This is a genomic window from Halothece sp. PCC 7418 (assembly GCF_000317635.1).
GTDB lineage: Bacteria > Cyanobacteriota > Cyanobacteriia > Cyanobacteriales > Rubidibacteraceae > Halothece.
The window spans coordinates 3,884,367-3,902,090 of sequence record NC_019779.1; the positions used below are offsets into that span (position 1 = coordinate 3,884,367).

General features: G+C 44.6%; 13 protein-coding genes. 8 read left to right on the plus strand and 5 right to left on the minus strand.

Annotation, left to right across the window (positions count from 1 at the left end; translation table 11 throughout):
- Nucleotides 1-5: 5 nt before the first annotated feature.
- Both PCC7418_RS17765 and PCC7418_RS17770 read right to left on the minus strand, forming a co-directional pair.
- Nucleotides 6-1,028 carry a chlorophyll a/b binding light-harvesting protein gene (locus PCC7418_RS17765; RefSeq protein WP_015227570.1) on the minus strand — a complete coding sequence of 341 codons (1,023 nt, stop codon included), beginning with the start codon at nucleotides 1,026-1,028 and terminating at the stop codon, nucleotides 6-8.
- Between the two features lie 113 nt (nucleotides 1,029-1,141).
- On the minus strand, nucleotides 1,142-2,425 hold the full coding sequence (locus tag PCC7418_RS17770) for an MFS transporter (RefSeq protein ID WP_015227571.1): 1,284 nt from the start codon (nucleotides 2,423-2,425) through the stop codon (nucleotides 1,142-1,144).
- 296 nt (nucleotides 2,426-2,721) lie between these two features.
- Between PCC7418_RS17770 and PCC7418_RS17775 the strand changes: the two genes are divergently transcribed.
- The 5 genes from PCC7418_RS17775 (at nucleotide 2,722) to PCC7418_RS17795 (ending at nucleotide 10,662) form a co-directional block, all read left to right on the plus strand.
- Nucleotides 2,722-4,887, plus strand: a complete 2,166-nt coding sequence (locus tag PCC7418_RS17775; protein ID WP_015227572.1) for a hemolysin-type calcium-binding protein — start codon at nucleotides 2,722-2,724, stop codon at nucleotides 4,885-4,887.
- A gap of 218 nt (nucleotides 4,888-5,105) precedes the next feature.
- Nucleotides 5,106-7,709, plus strand: a complete 2,604-nt coding sequence (locus PCC7418_RS17780; protein ID WP_171814928.1) for a TonB-dependent receptor domain-containing protein — start codon at nucleotides 5,106-5,108, stop codon at nucleotides 7,707-7,709.
- A 3-nt stretch (nucleotides 7,710-7,712) separates the two neighbouring features.
- Complete coding sequence (locus PCC7418_RS17785; protein WP_015227574.1) at nucleotides 7,713-8,642, plus strand: ABC transporter substrate-binding protein; 930 nt, start codon at nucleotides 7,713-7,715, stop codon at nucleotides 8,640-8,642.
- A 2-nt stretch (nucleotides 8,643-8,644) separates the two neighbouring features.
- Nucleotides 8,645-9,634, plus strand: coding sequence for a sucrase ferredoxin (locus PCC7418_RS17790; RefSeq protein WP_015227575.1), 990 nt, complete (start codon nucleotides 8,645-8,647; stop codon nucleotides 9,632-9,634).
- On the plus strand, nucleotides 9,634-10,662 hold the full coding sequence (locus tag PCC7418_RS17795) for a glutathione S-transferase family protein (protein WP_015227576.1): 1,029 nt from the start codon (nucleotides 9,634-9,636) through the stop codon (nucleotides 10,660-10,662). Before PCC7418_RS17790 ends, PCC7418_RS17795 begins: the two co-directional genes overlap by 1 nt.
- A 9-nt stretch (nucleotides 10,663-10,671) precedes the next feature.
- On the opposite strand, the gene PCC7418_RS17800 is transcribed toward PCC7418_RS17795, so the two are convergent.
- Nucleotides 10,672-11,733, minus strand: a complete 1,062-nt coding sequence (locus PCC7418_RS17800; protein ID WP_015227577.1) for a mannose-1-phosphate guanylyltransferase — start codon at nucleotides 11,731-11,733, stop codon at nucleotides 10,672-10,674.
- A gap of 71 nt (nucleotides 11,734-11,804) precedes the next feature.
- Between PCC7418_RS17800 and PCC7418_RS17805 the strand changes: the two genes are divergently transcribed.
- Entirely contained in the window at nucleotides 11,805-12,329 is a 525-nt protein-coding gene (locus tag PCC7418_RS17805; protein ID WP_015227578.1) for a pentapeptide repeat-containing protein, read from the plus strand.
- Nucleotides 12,330-12,468: 139 nt separating this feature from the next.
- A complete protein-coding gene (locus PCC7418_RS17810) occupies nucleotides 12,469-13,689 on the plus strand; it encodes an RNA-guided endonuclease TnpB family protein (protein WP_015227579.1) in 1,221 nt (406 codons plus the stop codon).
- A gap of 9 nt (nucleotides 13,690-13,698) precedes the next feature.
- Here the strand turns inward: PCC7418_RS17810 and menD are convergent, their stop codons facing one another.
- Nucleotides 13,699-15,441 carry a 2-succinyl-5-enolpyruvyl-6-hydroxy-3-cyclohexene-1-carboxylic-acid synthase gene (gene menD, locus PCC7418_RS17815; protein ID WP_051030568.1) on the minus strand — a complete coding sequence of 581 codons (1,743 nt, stop codon included), beginning with the start codon at nucleotides 15,439-15,441 and terminating at the stop codon, nucleotides 13,699-13,701.
- A gap of 54 nt (nucleotides 15,442-15,495) precedes the next feature.
- Here menD and PCC7418_RS17820 point away from each other — a divergent pair, with 54 nt between their 5' ends.
- Nucleotides 15,496-17,058, plus strand: coding sequence for a CPBP family intramembrane glutamic endopeptidase (locus tag PCC7418_RS17820; protein WP_015227581.1), 1,563 nt, complete (start codon nucleotides 15,496-15,498; stop codon nucleotides 17,056-17,058).
- 338 nt (nucleotides 17,059-17,396) lie between these two features.
- On the opposite strand, the gene PCC7418_RS17825 is transcribed toward PCC7418_RS17820, so the two are convergent.
- Nucleotides 17,397-17,597, minus strand: a complete 201-nt coding sequence (locus tag PCC7418_RS17825) for a hypothetical protein (protein WP_015227582.1) — start codon at nucleotides 17,595-17,597, stop codon at nucleotides 17,397-17,399.
- Nucleotides 17,598-17,724 lie beyond the last annotated feature (127 nt).

Genomic DNA, 17,724 nt, shown 5'->3' on the forward strand with positions numbered 1-17,724 from the left:
AAAAACTAAGTCAGGGAAGAAGCACTTTCCTCTGTCACCCGACCCCGTTGGAAATCAAAGCCAGCAGCGCGCAGGGCGTGCCAAATGTGTCCTTGTAGGAAAAAGAAGGCAAGCCAGAAATGAGCATTCGCCAGCCAAGTGCGAGAGGAAACTAAGTTGGGATCAACCGAAGAGAAGTAGGGGAAAATATTCAGCCGAATCTCTAGGGCGGGTCCATAGAAGACTTCTGGATAAACCGTTGTATTGACGGAAATAAAGTAGGTGGCAATAAACCCCATGAGGGCTAACGCGCCTAAACTGTAAGAAAGATAGGCTTCCCCCGACCAAACAAACAGGGATTGCGTCCAAGCATAGGGGCGGGTGAAAATATGGAAAATACCGCCACCAATCAGTAACAGTGCGATCCAAATATGACCGCCCACCACATCTTCTAAGTTATCTACCGCAGCTAACCAGTGTTTGCCTTCTGCCCCGAAGAGATAGCCAAAGATGGTCGCGGGAGAAAGAGTCGGGTTACTGACAGCACGCACAGTTTCTAAGTTTGGGTCATACAACCCACCGAAAAACATGGCTTTTGCAACCAGCAGGAGTGCGCCCCCTCCCAGTAACACTAAATGAATCCCCAGAATGGTGGTCATTTTGTTTTGGTCTTCCCAGTCGTAACTGAAAAACGGGAATTTCTTTTTCTCCAGCACATCTTGTTCAGAACGGACGTGGAAAATACCGCCAAAGCCCAAAAATGCCGAGGAAATCAGGTGTAATGCCCCAATGACGAAAAAGGGATAAGTGCTGATGATTTCTCCCCCATCACCTATGCCCCAGCCTTGAGTCGCCAGATGGGGGATTAAAATCAAACCTTGTTCGTACATAGGTTGATCGGGGTTAAATTGACCCAGTTCAAAGAGGGTCATTGCCCCTGCCCAAAAGACGATTAAGCCCCCATGGGCAACATGAGCACCTAGTAACTTTTGGGAAAGGTTGGTGAGACGAGCGTTTCCCGCCCACCACGGCTGATCGGAATTCACCATGAAACCTCCTTATTTTATTGCAAAAGATATTCAATTGATATTGAAGACAGTTTACCGTATAACCGAAATAGTTGAGAAAGATTTTTTATTAAAATTTAATTTTCCGCAAATCGTCAATGAGACAATCTGTAACCGAGAACTCCAACCGCAATTAACCCGATTGAAGACAGCGTATATAAAAGAGCAATTCCACTCCCTTCACCAACACCAAATAATCTACCGAAAACGCCTGTTAGTAACCCTCCTTCTGCCATAGCAGGGGTAAATACTTGATCCGCTAAAGGGCCCGCCATTAACTTAGCAAGTGGAGAGGCAACGCCAACAAAAGTAGAACTCATGGCAATTACTCGCCCTTGCAAATCTGCTTCAACTTTTGTCAGAATGATTCCTTGTTTCGCACTGCCCATGATTGGAAAATTGATGGAGGAGAGAAATTGAGACGGAAACCAAATGAAGACACTTTGTCCGATCCCAAATAGGGTTTTTGCAACGCCAGCACCCATCATCCCACCTAAAAACCAATTGATTTTGCGCCCTTTCATTCGCCAAACACTAACCATGATCGAACCCAAAATTCCACCGATTCCTGCAGCAGCACTGATTATCCCTAAAACTTGGGCATCATTACCAGTCCGCGCCAAAATCATCGGTGAGTAGAGGGCTTTACCGATATCGTGGGAAAATTGGAAAAGGGTGGCAATGAGCACTAAAGTGAGTAAACTAGGACGGGTGAGAAGATAGTCAAAAGCGAATTTAATCTCTTGCCAAAGGGATGGGCGAGATTTGTGCTTTTTAGCTTTGACAATAGTGCTTGGATTCGGAATCGCAACGAAAAGAACCATTGTCAGCGCGATCGCGAAAGTAATTAAATCAACGCATAAAATTCCCAACAAATCAACAATAGGATATAAAGCACCCGCAACCGCTGGGGCAATAATCACCGAACCATAATGCAACACTGATCCCATGCCACTTGCCCGAGTATAACCCTCTTGGGGGACGAGCATGGTAATCGAAGCCGTGTAAGCCAGTTTTTGTAAACGGGAAAATGCCCCATTTAGTGCGCCTGTTGCATACAAATGCCAAAGGGCTAAATTTCCAGTTAAATAGAGCAACAATATGATGATGGTTGATAAACCCGCCACCGTATCTCCCACCAGCATCAACGTTTTACGAGAAAATCGATCCGCGATCGCGCCAGCAAGAGGTGAAATCACTAAAGCAGGCAGTTCTGTAAACACTGCCAACAGCGCGATCGGTGTAGCTTCTCCAGTTAAGTTCCATAACCAAATCGTTAAAGCGAACCGAGTCATGTAACTCCCAATGGTGGAAGCCATTTGACCACTCCAGATGATGATAAACGTGCGCCAGTTGTTCGGGGGGGTTGAAAACTGCATCCTTTATTGATAAATCTTTTAACTTAAAATAAGGCTTCTTGTTGAGACTATCAGTTATTTTTGACAGACTTATGCAATAAAACCGTAAAGCTGGTTTGGATTCAAGAGTAAAAATGAGTTAATGAATTGTCACAAGCCTAGAATAAATCAGTATTTAAGCAAAGGCAATCCAAAATAGTAAAGAAATTTACTCAATTAGTGATTGTCAAGTATAGATGTTAATGATAATATCATCAAACGTATTTGAAATTAACTTGCAATTATTTATCCCTTGATCAGCAGGAGTAAAATTAATCATGGTTGACGTGAGTCTAACGGGATCGCCAACGCTTCTCATTGAAACAGAACAAACCTCAACAACACTGACGCTTCAGCTAAGTGAACCGCCCCCAGAAGGTGGTCTTCTTGTCCCCTTTGATGTCAGTATTGATAGTGGTGCGGAAAAACCCCTTGCCCAATTTAATCTCAACAACTTCACCTTTGAAGGCGCAACCCTACAAGGTATTCCCAAAACTGACACTCTGAATAGTTTTACCCTTTTAGTAACTGAGCCAACTGCCAAAATCAACTTGGTTGTTGGTAACGATGAGTTTGATGAAGGGACAGATGAAGTCACTTTTGCCATCAGAGAGAGTGAAGACTATAATATTCTTCAAAATGCTGGCTCAACCACTCTAACTATTCAAGATGAAGCCACTGATGACGGTGGTGAAGGCGGTGAAGGCGAAACACCAGAACCTCCTATTGATGACGGTGGTGAAGGCTCTGAAGGGGGCGAAGGTTCTGAAGGCGGTGAAGGCTCTGAAGGCGGTGAAGCTGAAGCAACAACGGTCGGTTTTGACATCGTTCCTGATAGTCTAAACGAAGATGATGGTGGAGACCTATCCTTAAACTTCACCGTAGATGGAGACGTTCCCGAGGAGGGAATTACTCTGAATCTGAATGGTGTTTTAGATGCAGTTCTCGATAACCAATTTGATTTAGGAGAAGCCGAAGCCGAAGGTTTAGACATCTTACGCCCTGGCGGTGAAGGAGGAGAAGGCTCCGAAGGTGGTGAAGCTGGTGGTGAAGCTGGCGGTGAAGGTGCTGAAGGCTCCGAAGGCGGTGAAGGAGATGATCCCTTCCCTGGACTCCGTGCTGATTTTATTCGTTACGCGATCGCGGGGGAAACCGAAGATGTTCAAATTACACTAAATGAAGCCAATTCCTCGATTACTTTACCTGTCAACGATGACATTGTGTGGGAAGGTGAACAATCCTACACCTTTAGCATCACTGAAGCTGGCGGTGAAGGTGCTGAAGGAGGAGAAAGCTCTGAAGGAGGCGAAGGCGGTGAAGGAACCATTGACTTCACACTTAACCCTCAAGCCAGCGAAGATAGCTTTACCATCAGTGACGGCGTAGAAAACATTGATACTCCCGTTGTCAGTTTTAGCGCTGATCAATCCGAAATTGAATCGGGCGAAGAAGTCACTCTCAACTTCAGTGTTAACGGAGACCTCCCTGACGGTGGCTTACCCGTCGCTGTGGATAGTCAATCCATCCGTACTCTCAGCAATATCTTACAGTTTGATGAAAATGATAATCCCGTCATTACAGATATTCAAGGGATTGGATTGGGAATTGAAGGGGATGCCGATGACAGTGGCTTCTTTGCTAATCTGCTAGAAACAGAAGGCTCGATTACTCTACCCATTGCTGGTGATTTTGGCGGTGAAGGCTCTGAAGGCGGTGAAGGCTCTGAAACCTTTACCTTTAACCTCCTTGATGGTGAAAACTACGGCGTTGATCCTAGTGAGAATTCCGCGTCCGTAACCATTAATCCAGCTGATGGTGGCGAAGAAGATGAAGCCAGTCAACCTACGCTGAATTTTGGCAGCATCGATGATGATGATCTGGAAAACGTAGGTGCGGAAGCCTCTGAGGTGGTCTTTAGCGGTGATGGCGAAGACTTACTCTCCACTGCTGCTGATGGAAACCGTCTCTATGGTGGTAGCAGTAGCGACGAGTTAGAAGTCCTTGCTGGTGCGAATAACAATCGCTTGTTTGCAGGGACTGGAAACGATTTCCTTGAACTCTCTCTGAGTGGAGCAGGAAACCGCGCCTATGCCGGTGATGGAGATGATATCTTTAGCCTCGGCAGCAGCGATCGCGCTTTTGGTGGTAATGGAGATGACATCTTCCTCATGCAAGGGGGAGACAACCTCGTTACTGGCGGTGCAGGTGCGGAACAGTTCTGGGTACTCACTTCAACAAAACTTCCTGATGTGCCGAATACCATTACTGACTTCGATCCCAGTGCGGGTGATGTCATTGGTATCGGTGGCGGTATCACAGCCGAGCAAGTCAGCTTTGAAAACGAAACCTTACTGGTTGATGACCAAGCCGTCGCCATCTTTAGCGGTGCAAGTGGGTTAAGCGTGAGCGACAATCTCGTTTTTGGCACTCCCCCTGTCGCATAAGTTCTACAATTCATCATTCATTGATGGGCTAGCAAGATGATCGCTCTAGTTCGGGCGGTCATCTCTAAGCTGCAATCTTCTCATCTCTCCTAATAAGCCGTTAATCACTTCAAGATCAAGTTCAACATTACTCCTCTCTCACGTGAGCAGGGATGATTATTGATCTATTTCGCATAATCTACCATTACCCAGTGTCAGTTTTTGTAATTAATAAAACAGTGAATTCTATATATAAACAGCTTCTGAGCTATACTTTAATCCCAATCACACCCATATTAGTAACTAGCGTTGTTCATGCTGCGCCTTCTCCCGTTACTGACATTCAAGTCAATAGCATAGGTGAGAATACCCTTCAACTTTTATTAATTACGCCAGAACCCCTACAAACCTTCCAAACGCCAGTGGGAGAAGATACCCTTTTCATCGATATTATTGATACGCAATTACAGTTAGCCGAAGGAGACAGCGCTCAAATTTTAGATCCATCGGTTGAAATTGCTGAAATTAAGGTGATTCAGAAATATCCCAACAGTATTCGCGTCATGATCCGTGGGGCAAACACCCTTCCAGAAGTGAATATTGAATCAACTCCCCAAGGACTAGCAGTTAATCTCCCTGAACAGGGTAGTCTAGCCCAAACCACTCCTTCACCAACCCCAGAAGCAGCACCAACGCCTGCTGTACCCGAAGAAAGTGGGACTGAAGATGGCGTGATTGAACTGGTGGTGACCGCGACACGAACGGAAGAAGATGCAAGCGACATTCCCCGTTCCACAACCGTTGTCGGCCGAGAAGAAATTGAACAACAGTCGCAACTATCTAACAATCTTCCTGATATTCTAGGAAATACTGTTCCTGGATTAGGTCCTCCGAGTCAAAGTGCATCGAATCGCGCTCAATCTCTGCGTGGTCGGGAACCGTCTGTCTTAATTGACGGCGTGCCAGTGGATAGTAACCTCAGTGTCTTCCAGGATTTACGCAGTATTGCCCCCGATGCCGTGGAACGAGTGGAAGTGGTGCGGGGTCCCAGTTCCATTTATGGCGCAGAAGCCAGTGGTGGCATCATTAACATTATTACTCGTCAACCACAAGAAGTGTTTACGGCTCGGACTAAGGTCTCGATTGGTCCTCGCCTCTCTCTCTCGAATGTTGAGCAGAGTTTTGGTGCAGGGGTCGAACAATTTTTCTCGGGTGAAATTGGAAAGTTTGACTATCTGCTTGCTGCATCTTATGAAGAAAGTGGGAACAGCTTTGATGCGGAGGGAGATATTATTCCTGTCGGTCGCTCCCAAGGATTAGATAACCTAGAAACGTTTAATATTCTTGCTAAAGCCGGTGTTGATTTCACTCCAAACCAGCGCTTGCAGTTAACTGTTAATTATTTTGATGACAAGCAAGATCCGCCGACCGTTTCCGATCCCAGTGTGGATAATCTGGATGAACGCACCAAAGCCCGACCTTTAGAAACCTCGGGAGAATTAGAACTAGAAGATTTACCCGGTCGTGAGGACTTAACCCTGAGCCTCAATTACTCCCATGATGACCTTTGGGGGAGTCAACTTGATTTACAAGCCTTTTACAAAGACTCCACAACCCTTACCATTCCCGTGGATAACCGAGAGACAATCTTTCAATCGGTTTCGCGCACCGTAACCGAATCTGAAAAAATTGGTGCTCGCCTAGATATTGAAACGCCTTTAAGCAATAACTTAGATTTACTTTGGGGTGTCGATTACGCGGATGAATCCATTGAACAACCCTTAGATATTTTTGATGCGAGCGTCTTTGATAGCAGTGGTGGCAATGAATTTATACAAGTGGATGAGGAATTTTTCTCTCCCCCTTACGATTTAGAAACCTTTGGTGCGTTTGGTCAACTCGATTGGCAAGCAACAGAAAAACTTGCCCTCAGTGGGGGATTACGGTTTGAACGATTCAATATGTCAGTGGATGATTTTAATGTCTTGGGCGATATTGACTTTGCTGGCGAAGCGCTTCCCGATGAAGTCACAGGCGGTCAAGTCAGTTTTGATGATGTGGTCTTTAATGTGGGAGCGATTTATGATGTCACTGAGGAAATTAGTGTCTTTGCGAATTTCGCTCAAGGCTTTTCTGCACCAGATTTTCGGCGTTTTCTGCGCTTCCTACCGTTTTCTGTAAATGCCCGACCCGTGGTTGTAGATGAAAGTATTGATGTTACTCAGCCCATCATTGTTGATAATTACGAAATTGGGGTTCGAGGGAATTGGGAACAGGTGCAGTTTTCCTTAGCGGGCTTCTTTACTTACTCAGAATTGGGACAAAATGAACGACCAAGTGAGGATGGCTCGTTTTTAACCTCGAATCGTGAACCGACGCGCACTTATGGGATTGAAGCGACAGCGGATTATCAAGTGAATGATCAATGGCAGTTAGGCGGGAATTTCACTTGGGTGGAAGGAGACAGCAGCCCTGATGGCGTGGATGACTTTGTTCCTTTGAGTACAGAGGAGATTCAGCCGATTAAAATCGGGTTGTATGTGCAAAATCAAACAACGCCCACTTGGTCGAATCGCTTGCAATTATTAATTGTCGGGTCGCGCGATCGCGCGTTTGAAGAAGACATTGACGGCGATCCCATTGATCCCTTCCCCATCGAAAGTTACACCACTCTCGACTGGATTAGCAGTTTACAACTTGGAGATGGCACTTTAACCCTAGCCGTGCAAAACCTTTTAGATAACCAATACTTCCCCGTTGACTCCCAAACTCAAAGCAGAAATCAAGAATATGCTGCTGCTTTAGGACGCACCATTAGTCTGCAATATCAACTCAACTGGTAAATCATGCTTCGACCTTGGACTGTATCCCTTTTCCTGCTGGGACTATTGAGTCTCACGGGATGCCAAAATAACCAAACCCTCAACCGACCCCTTCCTAATCCAGCGCGGATGGTGACTCATGCCAAAGGAGAAACGGCGGTTCCTACCCATCCTGAGCGAGTTATTGCTTTAGATAATATTGCCTTAGACAGTGTTCTCGCCTTGGATGTGAAACCGATTGCTGCATTAATGAATGAAAATACAGGGCAATTTCCCGTTCATCTGCGCGATCAAATTACTGAGAGGACAAGAAAACTCTCTCCCAACCAACAAAACCTAGAAACGATTACCAAACTCAATCCTGACTTAATTATCGGCGGAAAAAATGTCGAAGCGGTATATAACCAACTCAATCAGATTGCACCCACGATTTTATTAGGAAAAAGTGGAACCAGTGCTTGGAAACAGAAACTCCTTCTCACCGCCGAAGCAGTAGGAAAACCTGAAGAAGGACAAGCCTTGCTCGATCAGTATAATCAACGAGCCAAAGACCTCGGGTCGCGCCTTGAAAACCCGTCCGAAATCGAAGTTTCTGTGGTGCGTGTGTTTCCCGATGGGTTACGCCTTTATCAAAAGGATACCTTTGTCGGCGGTATCCTCCAAGATGTCGGTTTATCTCGTCCACCGAGTCAGGATAAAGATAATTTATGGATTAATATTTCTCGGGAACGATTCGACGCAGCCGATGGGGATATCATCTTTGTTTGGAGTTTAGGGAACGACGCTGAAACTGCCTATAAACGCCTGCAAGATGACCCTCTCTGGTCAAAATTAGAAGCCGTACAAGCGGGAAACGTTTATCCAGTGCCTGGATATTGGATTGGTCGCGGTCCCATTGCTGCTAACAAAGTTTTGGCGGATCTATCGACTTATCTGTTAGAGGAGAAAAAATAATTATGTCATCTTTACCCCAGCATCTTGCACAATGCCAATTCTGTTCTGATATTTCCCAAGCGGTGGGAGAAGCCTCTATTGGTACCGCAGGACATTATGATTACTGGTTATTGGTAGAGCTACCGCAACCCTGGTCAGAAATTGCTCTTGATCAAAACGAAGCGTTAAAACCCTATTTACCCGCGATTAAATCACTGGTTTATGAAAAAGGAATCAAACTGCGTCCCCTCGCGATCGCGCCCGATTCAGACTATTCTCAAGCGGGATATACAAGAGTTCTCTTCTATCGTCGTCCAACTGAGTTATTTGCTCATTACACCCGAGAAGAATATCTGATTCCCAATTTTGAATTAGGAAACTTAGCCTCTGCACTCCTCTTAGAACCAGAAAAACTTCCTCACTTCAGTGACTACAAGCAAGATAATAAGCACCAGCATGATCTACTCGTCTGCACCCATGGGAATGTTGATGCAGCTTGTTCTCGTTATGGCTATCCTCTCTATAAAAATTGGCGACAACAAGCCAATTCCAGAGTCAGAGTGTGGCGCTGTAGTCATTTTGGCGGACATCGTTTTGCCCCTACTGCGATTAGTCTTCCCGATGGACGTTACTGGGGACGTTTAACGCCAGAAGCCCTGAATTTCATCACGAAACAGGAAGGCAATTTGAGCGACTTGAAATTGTATTATCGCGGTTGGACAGGATTAGACCAATGGACACAAATTGCTGAGCAAGAAGTGTGGTTAAATCACGGTTGGGACTGGTTTCATTACTTAAAAAGGGGAGAAGTGCTACAAGTGGATCAAACCCATAAAGAATGGGCAAAAGTTCGCATTCATTATTCCTCTCCTGATGAGACAGATCAGGGCATTTATGAAGCAACAATTGAAAGTACCAAAGAATTAACTACTGCAGGTGAATCAGGCTCTCCTCCTCATGAAGCAGTGGTGAAACAATATCAGGTGACTGCTGTCGAAGAGTTAAAATGTTGATGAGCGGTAATCGAGACATGGGAGCAATGATGGCTAAAGCTCTTCCCCCTAAATTTGTGATTCGTGCTGGTCAATGGGTTTGGACAACAATGTGGAAAATTATGATGTCGAATCTTGCCCCGCGCGATCGCGCTGGCTCTTATATCCGCCCCAGCAGCGAATTTCGGGACAGCATTGGCGATCAGAGATTTCCACCGGAATCAGGGCGTTATCGTCTCTACGTAGGGATGAGTTGTCCTTGGGCGCATCGCACCCTCGTTGTGAGAGCGTTAAAAGGCTTGCAAGAGGCAATTCCTGTAACTGTTGTCTATCCTTCACCAACAGAAGGGGGTTGGGTCTTTACTGAACCCGAAGCAAGCTGTCAGAGCTTAGCAGAATTTTACCAAAAAGCGCAGCCCGGTTATGAAGGACGTTCTACCGTTCCCATGTTATGGGATAGTAAAACTGAAGCCATTGTCAATAATGAAAGTGCAGAAATTATTGTCATGCTGAATGATCAATTCAACGAGTTTGCGGGTCGCCCAGAACTGGATCTCTATCCAGAAGCATTGCAATCTCAGATTGATCAGTGGAATGCCAAAATTTATCCTGCGGTGAATAATGGCGTGTATCGCTGCGGTTTTGCCCAAACCCAACAAGCCTACGATCACGCCTGTGAGGAACTCTTTTCGACCCTTGAGGAAATTGAATCCACTTTAGAAAACAACCGCTATCTTAGCGGCGATCGCGTTACCTTAGCAGATGTCCGTTTGTTTACAACCCTCTTCCGCTTTGATGCTGCTTATTTCGGATTATTTAAATGTAACCGTCACCGCATCCGTGACTATCCGAATTTAAATGGCTACCTGCGCGATATTTATCAACTGCCTGGTGTTTCCGAAACCTGCGATATTGAGGCTGTCAAACGAGACTACTACGGCAATTTATTTCCACTTAATCCTGGGGGAATTATTCCCTCTGGTCCAGAAACGGACTCTCTCTGGCAACCGCATCATCGAGAGGCAAAGTTGAGTTTCAAAAATCACTAAGAGAGAGCGTTATAACAGTTTGTCAAAGCGGTTGTCGGTTTGCAGTTGTTTAAGGAGTTTTTTAATATCTTGGGTGCGATCTTTTTTCACAACAAAAGTGACCCCGCGATCGCGCACAATAACCACATCTTCTAAACCTAAAGTGACAACAACTTCCTCAGGATCAGAGTTATAGATAATATTTCCTTTCGTATCTAACCCCACATGAGTCCCCACTTCCACATTATCTTGATCCCCTTTAAACAGCCGTTCGAGGGCATTCCAATCTCCTAAATCATCCCAACTAAATTCACTGGGGAGAACATACGCCAGTTGGGTTTTTTCCATTAAAGCGTAATCAATGCTATTTTTCGGAAGATCTGAATAAGCTGCTTTTCCTTTTTCCTGCAAGGGGGTTAAAATTTCTGGGGCGTGTTGGGCTAACTCTTGTAAAACAACCCCAGCGCGGAAAATAAACATTCCACTATTCCAGCTAAAGCGTTGACTGGCAATAAAAGACTCGGCAGTTTCACGATCAGGCTTTTCTGTAAAGCGGGTAACTTCGTAAGCGGACAATCCTTGATAATCCCCGACAGCTTTTCCCTGTTCGATATAACCATAACCTGTTGAAGGATAGGTGGGTTGCATTCCGAGAGTAACAATCGCGTTTTCAGCCTCAGCTAATTCTACTCCTGCGGTGATCGTATTTTGAAACTTATTCAGATCTCCCACCCAATGATCCGCAGGAAAAAAGCCAATCACTGCATCTTCACTATAACGCTTGGCAATTTCTAGACTCGCCCAAGCAACCGCTGGCGCAGTATCCCTCCCTTGCGGTTCCACTAAACAATTTTCTGGTGGGAGTTGTGGCAATTGTTTTTGGACACCTGAAGCTAACCTCTCCGAGGTGATTACCCATATTTTCTCCCAACCCGAAGCGAGATCAAGAAGTCGGTGGGCTGTCGCTTGCAGAAGGGTTTGTCCGCTACCATCAAGAGATAAAAATTGTTTAGGATGGTCTTGGCGACTAACGGGCCAAAAGCGTTCTCCTTTACCGCCAGCAAGAATTACAGGAATTATTGAAGTCGTCATTGTTTGGTGATGATGTTACGTTGAGTCTCCATTGATTTTAGTGGATAATAAGTGAGATGGGGAGAGAAGATATGACTGAAAACAAGATGATTAAGAAGATGCTCAAGCGAATTTTATATTTAGTGATTGCTTTACTCTTAGCAGGCATTTGGATTTTACTCGATGCTAAACCAGTGATGGCGCAAGATAATAGTGTCAATTACACTTATACGATTGTATCTGAGAGAGATTTCTCAAATAAGGATTTAGTCGGGGCGGTTTTTGCAGCAGCAGAAATGCGTAAAACCAATTTTAGTGGTTCTAATTTAGAAAATGCCATGTTCACCAAAGGCACTTTAATTAATGCTGATTTATCCAATACTAATTTAAGTGGAGCATTAATGGATCGGGTTAGTTTAGATGGAGCGGATTTAAGAAATGCGGTTTTACAGGGAACATTCTTAACTCGTAGCACCTTGGAAGGAACAAAAATTGAAGGTGCTGATTTTACGGATGCAATTTTGAATCGCTATCAGGTGAAGTTATTGTGTGAAAGAGCAGAAGGAGTGAACCCAAAAACAGGCGTGGCGACCCGAGACAGTTTAGGCTGTAATTAAACTGATGTCAACAAAATCGCGGGAGTCCCTACGCTCAGCGTAAGCGGCGTAGGGAGGGATAGCGGGTAATTTGAGACCTCGATGGTCGAAAATTACCAAACCCGTTATAATTAAAAACATTCACCTTTTGAAGACTAATATGTCTGAAGTCCAAACCATAACAGTAGCTTGTAAGCTAAAGGTTGATTATGGTGTCGCCAAAGAGATTGACGATACTTTGCTTGCCTTTAGTTCTGCTTGCGATTGGGTAAATCAGAACACTCCTCCGAAAATGACTAACAAGACAGCAATGCAGTCATTGGTCTATCAAGAGGTGCGAACTCGGTTTGGGTTGTCAGCCAACTTAGCTATTCAGGCGATTCGGAGAGTTTGCGCTAACCGAAAAACTGCTAAACAAAAGAATAAGCCAGTTAAAGCATTCTCCCCTACTTCAGCGAGTTATGACGCAAGAATCTTCAGTTTTAGAGAGAAAGATTGGACAGTCTCGATCAAGCTCATAAATAGTCGCCCTCGCTTAGAGTTGTTAATTGGAAACTACCAACGACATTTGTTAAAAGGGAGTAAGCCTACTTCGGCGACTTTGGTTAAGCGAAAAGATGGGACTTATTACGTCCATATTCAGATTGACCGAGACACCCCCGACCCGACCGAAACTGATCAGGTTTTAGGGGTGGATTTAGGTAGAACGGATATTGCAACAACATCACAAGGGGAATCCTGGTCTGGGAAACAGATTACGGATAAGCGAAACCATTACCACCAAATGAGAGCAGTTCTCCAAAGGAAAGCTGTGAAAGGCACAAGAAGTTCTCGGCGAAGATGTCGCCAACTTCAGAAACGGTTGTCAGGTAGAGAGAAACGCTTTCAGAAGTGGGTAAACCATAATATTAGTCGGTTGTTGGTTGATAATGCTGTAACCAACAACTTAGTCATTGCGTTAGAAGATTTAACTGGAATTAGAAAGCGTACCAATAAAAACCCAAGAAGCAAGAAAGATAAGCGACTTGGGAATAATTGGGCGTTTTACCAGTTAAGACAGTTCATCTCTTACAAGTGTGCCTTAAAAGGGGTAAAGCTGGTCTTTGTTAACCCAGCTTATACCTCCAAGACTTGTTCCCAATGCCTCCATATTGGGGAGAGAAAAGGAAAGCGGTTTTCCTGTGAGCACTGCAAAAATAAGATGGACGCTGACCTAAACGGCGCAAAGAATATAGAAGCATTGGGGGCTGTTGTAAACCAGCCTAGAGGCACGGGATTGTCTTGTCGGTTAAGTCTGAACAGGGAATATGTTCAGCTTAGCTTATTTGACAACTCAGGGCTACAGAAAGCGTCTCGCGAGCGCGTAAGCGGCGAGACGTAGTTTACCTGATTAAGAAATACTGTAATCATTCTCTCGCCATTGTTTACTTTGACGACGATCCGTTTGTATTTCTAAAAGTCGTATTCCTTGCTGTGGCAAGGGATTTAATAAAGTTCGTAATTGTTCCCAGTTTTTAATCAGTTGATATTCAAGACCATAAGTTTTGGCAAGAGTCGCAAAGTCTATGTTTTGAGGAGTAGCAAAATAATCTTCAAAGACATCTGGAAATTGAGCAATCGGTAACATTTCAAAAATTCCACCGCCGTTATTATTGACCAAAATAATTGTGAGATGACCTTGAAATTTATCATGGGATAAAAAGCCATTGGTATCATGAAGGAGGGCTAAATCTCCTGTTAAACAAACGGTACTTTTCTGAGAATGTGCGATTCCCAACGCTGTAGAAAGTGTGCCGTCAATTCCATTAGCTCCGCGATTAAATAAAGGATAAATTTGGCGTTGATTGGGAGCCCAGAACCACTCCACATCGCGTACAGGGAGACTATTCGCAATGAATAGCGGTGTATTTTGAGGGAGAGTTTGGGATAATAACCAAGCAATTTTCGGTTCAATGAGTTCCGATGTTTGATGGCAGGTGTGATCAATTTGATCGCGCTTTTCTTCCTCAAAGAATAACCATTGTTTTTGATAACTGGATGAAACTGGAGGAGCGAGGGGAAAGGAAGAAATATCAGTAATTTTAGTCTGGAGGGGAATCGTTTTTTGGTGAATTGGATCAAGATTTTCTCCTCGATCATCAAACAGCCAACATTGAGCCGAGAGTTGATTGAACCACTGGCGGAGGGTTTTACTGGTGGGAAATGCCCCAATTTGAATGACCATTTCTGGAATCAGAGACTCCGCAACACCGCGATCGCGCAAAATGAAGTCATAGGTGGAAATTAGATTGGGAACGAGATGAGCATAATTTCTAACAGGAGAAAGTCCTTCTGCTAAAACCACCCAGCCCAAACAGTTAGATAATTGCGCGATCGCGCGGGCATACTGTTCAGGAGACAAGGGCTGATCCACTCCTGCAATAATGATGCCACGGTGAGAACTTTGCCATGTTTCCCAAGGTAAAGGTTGCTCTAAACGAGGGGATGCTGGTGGTTTCAGATGAGAGAAAAATCCGTCAAAGTCGGAAACGGTCAACTGGAGAGAATCTTGTTTAATCGGTGCGAGTGGGTCACGGAAAGGACAATTGAGATGAACCGCCCCTGGTATCGGAAAGCGCGATCGCGCGGTAGCGTGAATCAGAGTTTGTCGCAGATACCGTAACCCCTCCATTTCTGCACTGGGTAAGGCTAACTCAACTTGCCAAGTGGGATAATTCCCATATAGTCGCTGTTGGTCAATGGTTTGTCCACTATGACAATGACGCATTTCGGGTGGACGATCGGCACTCAAAACCAGTAAAGGAATCCCACTTTCTCGGGCTTCAATAATAGCTGGATAAAAATTTGCCCCCGCCGTTCCTGACGTACACACCAAAGCAACGGGGATTCCTGTCATTTTTCCCCTCCCCAAGGCAAAAAAAGCTGCTGAACGTTCATCCAAAATTGGAATCGCTTCTAGGTCAGGATGTTTGGCAAACGCGACCGTGAGAGGACTAGACCGAGACCCTGGACAAACCACCGCCGTCATCACCCCCAAACGCCTGAGAGTTTCCACGAGAATCGAACTCCAGAGGGCATTCACATTGCGAAAATCAAGGGCGGGTTCACAGTGCTTTGATTTTTGGTCAATCATAAGAGCTTCACTATCAGTTACAATCAGTGGCAAGTCCCTTGCCGAAATCATTCTATGACCCTGAAACGCTTTTTTTTAATTCTGCTGACGCTATTTGCAGTGGGGAAGATTGTTTTATCTTTGGGGAGTAGTCTTTCCCAGCCCCAAATCCAAGCACGATTAGAATTATACCAAGTTAACTTATCGCTCAATGTCACGGCTTTAGACACGGATGCTGAAAATAGCCAACTGTCTTCTGAAGCCTTACTGGGAGAAACCCCTTACGCAGATGCAGAAAAGAAATACAAGGAAACCTTAGAGTTTGCAAAAACCCGACGCAGGGATCTCAAAGCACAGTTAAAAACCTTATCAGACGAGGGTTTCCTCAGTGATGCCTCTGGGACGAGTTTGGCACAAGTTCCTGATCTTTCTCCGCAACAACAACAGTTAAGTGCTGCCATTCAAGAAATTAATGGATTTATTGCCGAATTAGAGCTAAAGATTGGGATGTTACAAGCCAAACAGAATCAAGTTGCTACGGCTTTAGAAACATGGCAAGGGATACAACAAGAGTTTTCTGAAACCTCTCGCTTCCAAGACATACCCCGTACAGCCAGTATTTTATCAGGGCTCTGGCAAACTCCCCCGACCATTGCTGAGAGTGCAGAAACTGAAATCAAAAGTAGTCTTGATGGCTGGTTTCAAGATGAAGCGTTAAGCCGACTTTATACGTTAGAAGAAAATCAAACGGCGTTAACTAATTTACAATCCGCGCGATCTGAAAAAGCAGAACAAGCCCTATTTAAGTTAGCCATCGTAACAGGCTTACCATTAATTGGGGGGCTAATTGGCTTTGGTTTATTACTGTTCTTTTTAACGCAATGGTTAATCAAGGGGAAAGAGTCTGTTTTAGCCACCAATGCTGATCTGAAATGGGAAACCCCTTGGAATTGGGAAATTACATGGCAAGTTTTAATTGTTGGTTTCTTCTTTATTGGTCAAATTTTACTGCCCTTAGTAATCGGAATTGCTGGCATTAGTCCCACTGGCTGGGGGATTAAAGGGAAGGCTATCTTTGTTTTGGTAACTTATATTTTGATGAGTGCTGGCGGTTTAGGGGTACTTTATTTCTCGATTCGGGATTATTTTCCGTTGCCTGAAGGCTGGTTTCAATTAAAAGGAAATAACTGGATTGTCTGGGGAATAGGTGGTTATTTGGTCGCGATTCCCATCGTCGTCATTGTTTCGATTTTGAACCAACAAATTTGGCAAGGACAAGGAGGGAGTAATCCCTTATTATTTTTGGCGGTACAAGCGCAAGATCCAGTTGCGTTATTAATCTTTTTTAGCACTGCCGCGATCGCTGCACCCATATTTGAAGAGATTATTTTTCGAGGCTTTCTCCTCCCCTCTCTCACCCGCTATATTCCCGTTTGGAGTGCAATTGTGTTGAGTAGTTTGTTATTTTCCATCGCGCATTTGAGCTTATCAGAAGTGTTACCATTAACCGCGTTAGGGTTAGTCTTAGGAGTGGTTTACACGCGATCGCGCAATATTCTCGCTTCCATGGTGGTTCACAGTTTATGGAATAGCGGAACGTTACTCAGTTTGTTTGTGTTGGGAAGTGGCATCAATTAACTAGGGCTTGCTGAATCAAACTGAAACCCTGACCAACGGTCGCAGAGTGCCCCTTCCGTGACAGAAGGTGTAATCTGCGACTCAATTAGCTTTTAAGGTTCTTAATTCTTGGACAAAGTGCAAGGGAATTGAACGAAAAAGACAGAAAACCTTGCACTTTCTGAACAACTGATCGCTAGAGACGTTTCATAGATAGAAGATCTCCCTCGACTCCCGACTCCCCAACCACAGCGACCAATAGACTTTTTCAGCAGAGCCTACATAGCAAACATTTCCCGTTCAATCCGAAGGATTAACGGGAAGGGAAAGGGCGAAAAAGAGATGATTTGACTTCTAGCTTAGCTAGAGGCAGAATGGCTGCGATCATAAGAATCGCGGAAACTGGGATGGGGTTTTCCTTGGATGTGACCCCAATATTGTGCACTATCAACATCCATGCCAATTTCAGAGGCAGCCCGTCCTAACATTGATTGTTGACGATTTTTAATCATTTTATGATGACGCATCATTAAAGCGCGAGCTTGTTGTTCTGCAGACATGGCGAACCTCCTCTTCTTTCGATTAAGAAATTTAATCTGTTTTTTTGGTTATGTAACCACTATAGCACAGCATTCTGTATCTAATGTTACAAAATAAAGGAAAATAATGTAAAGAATTGTTAAGATT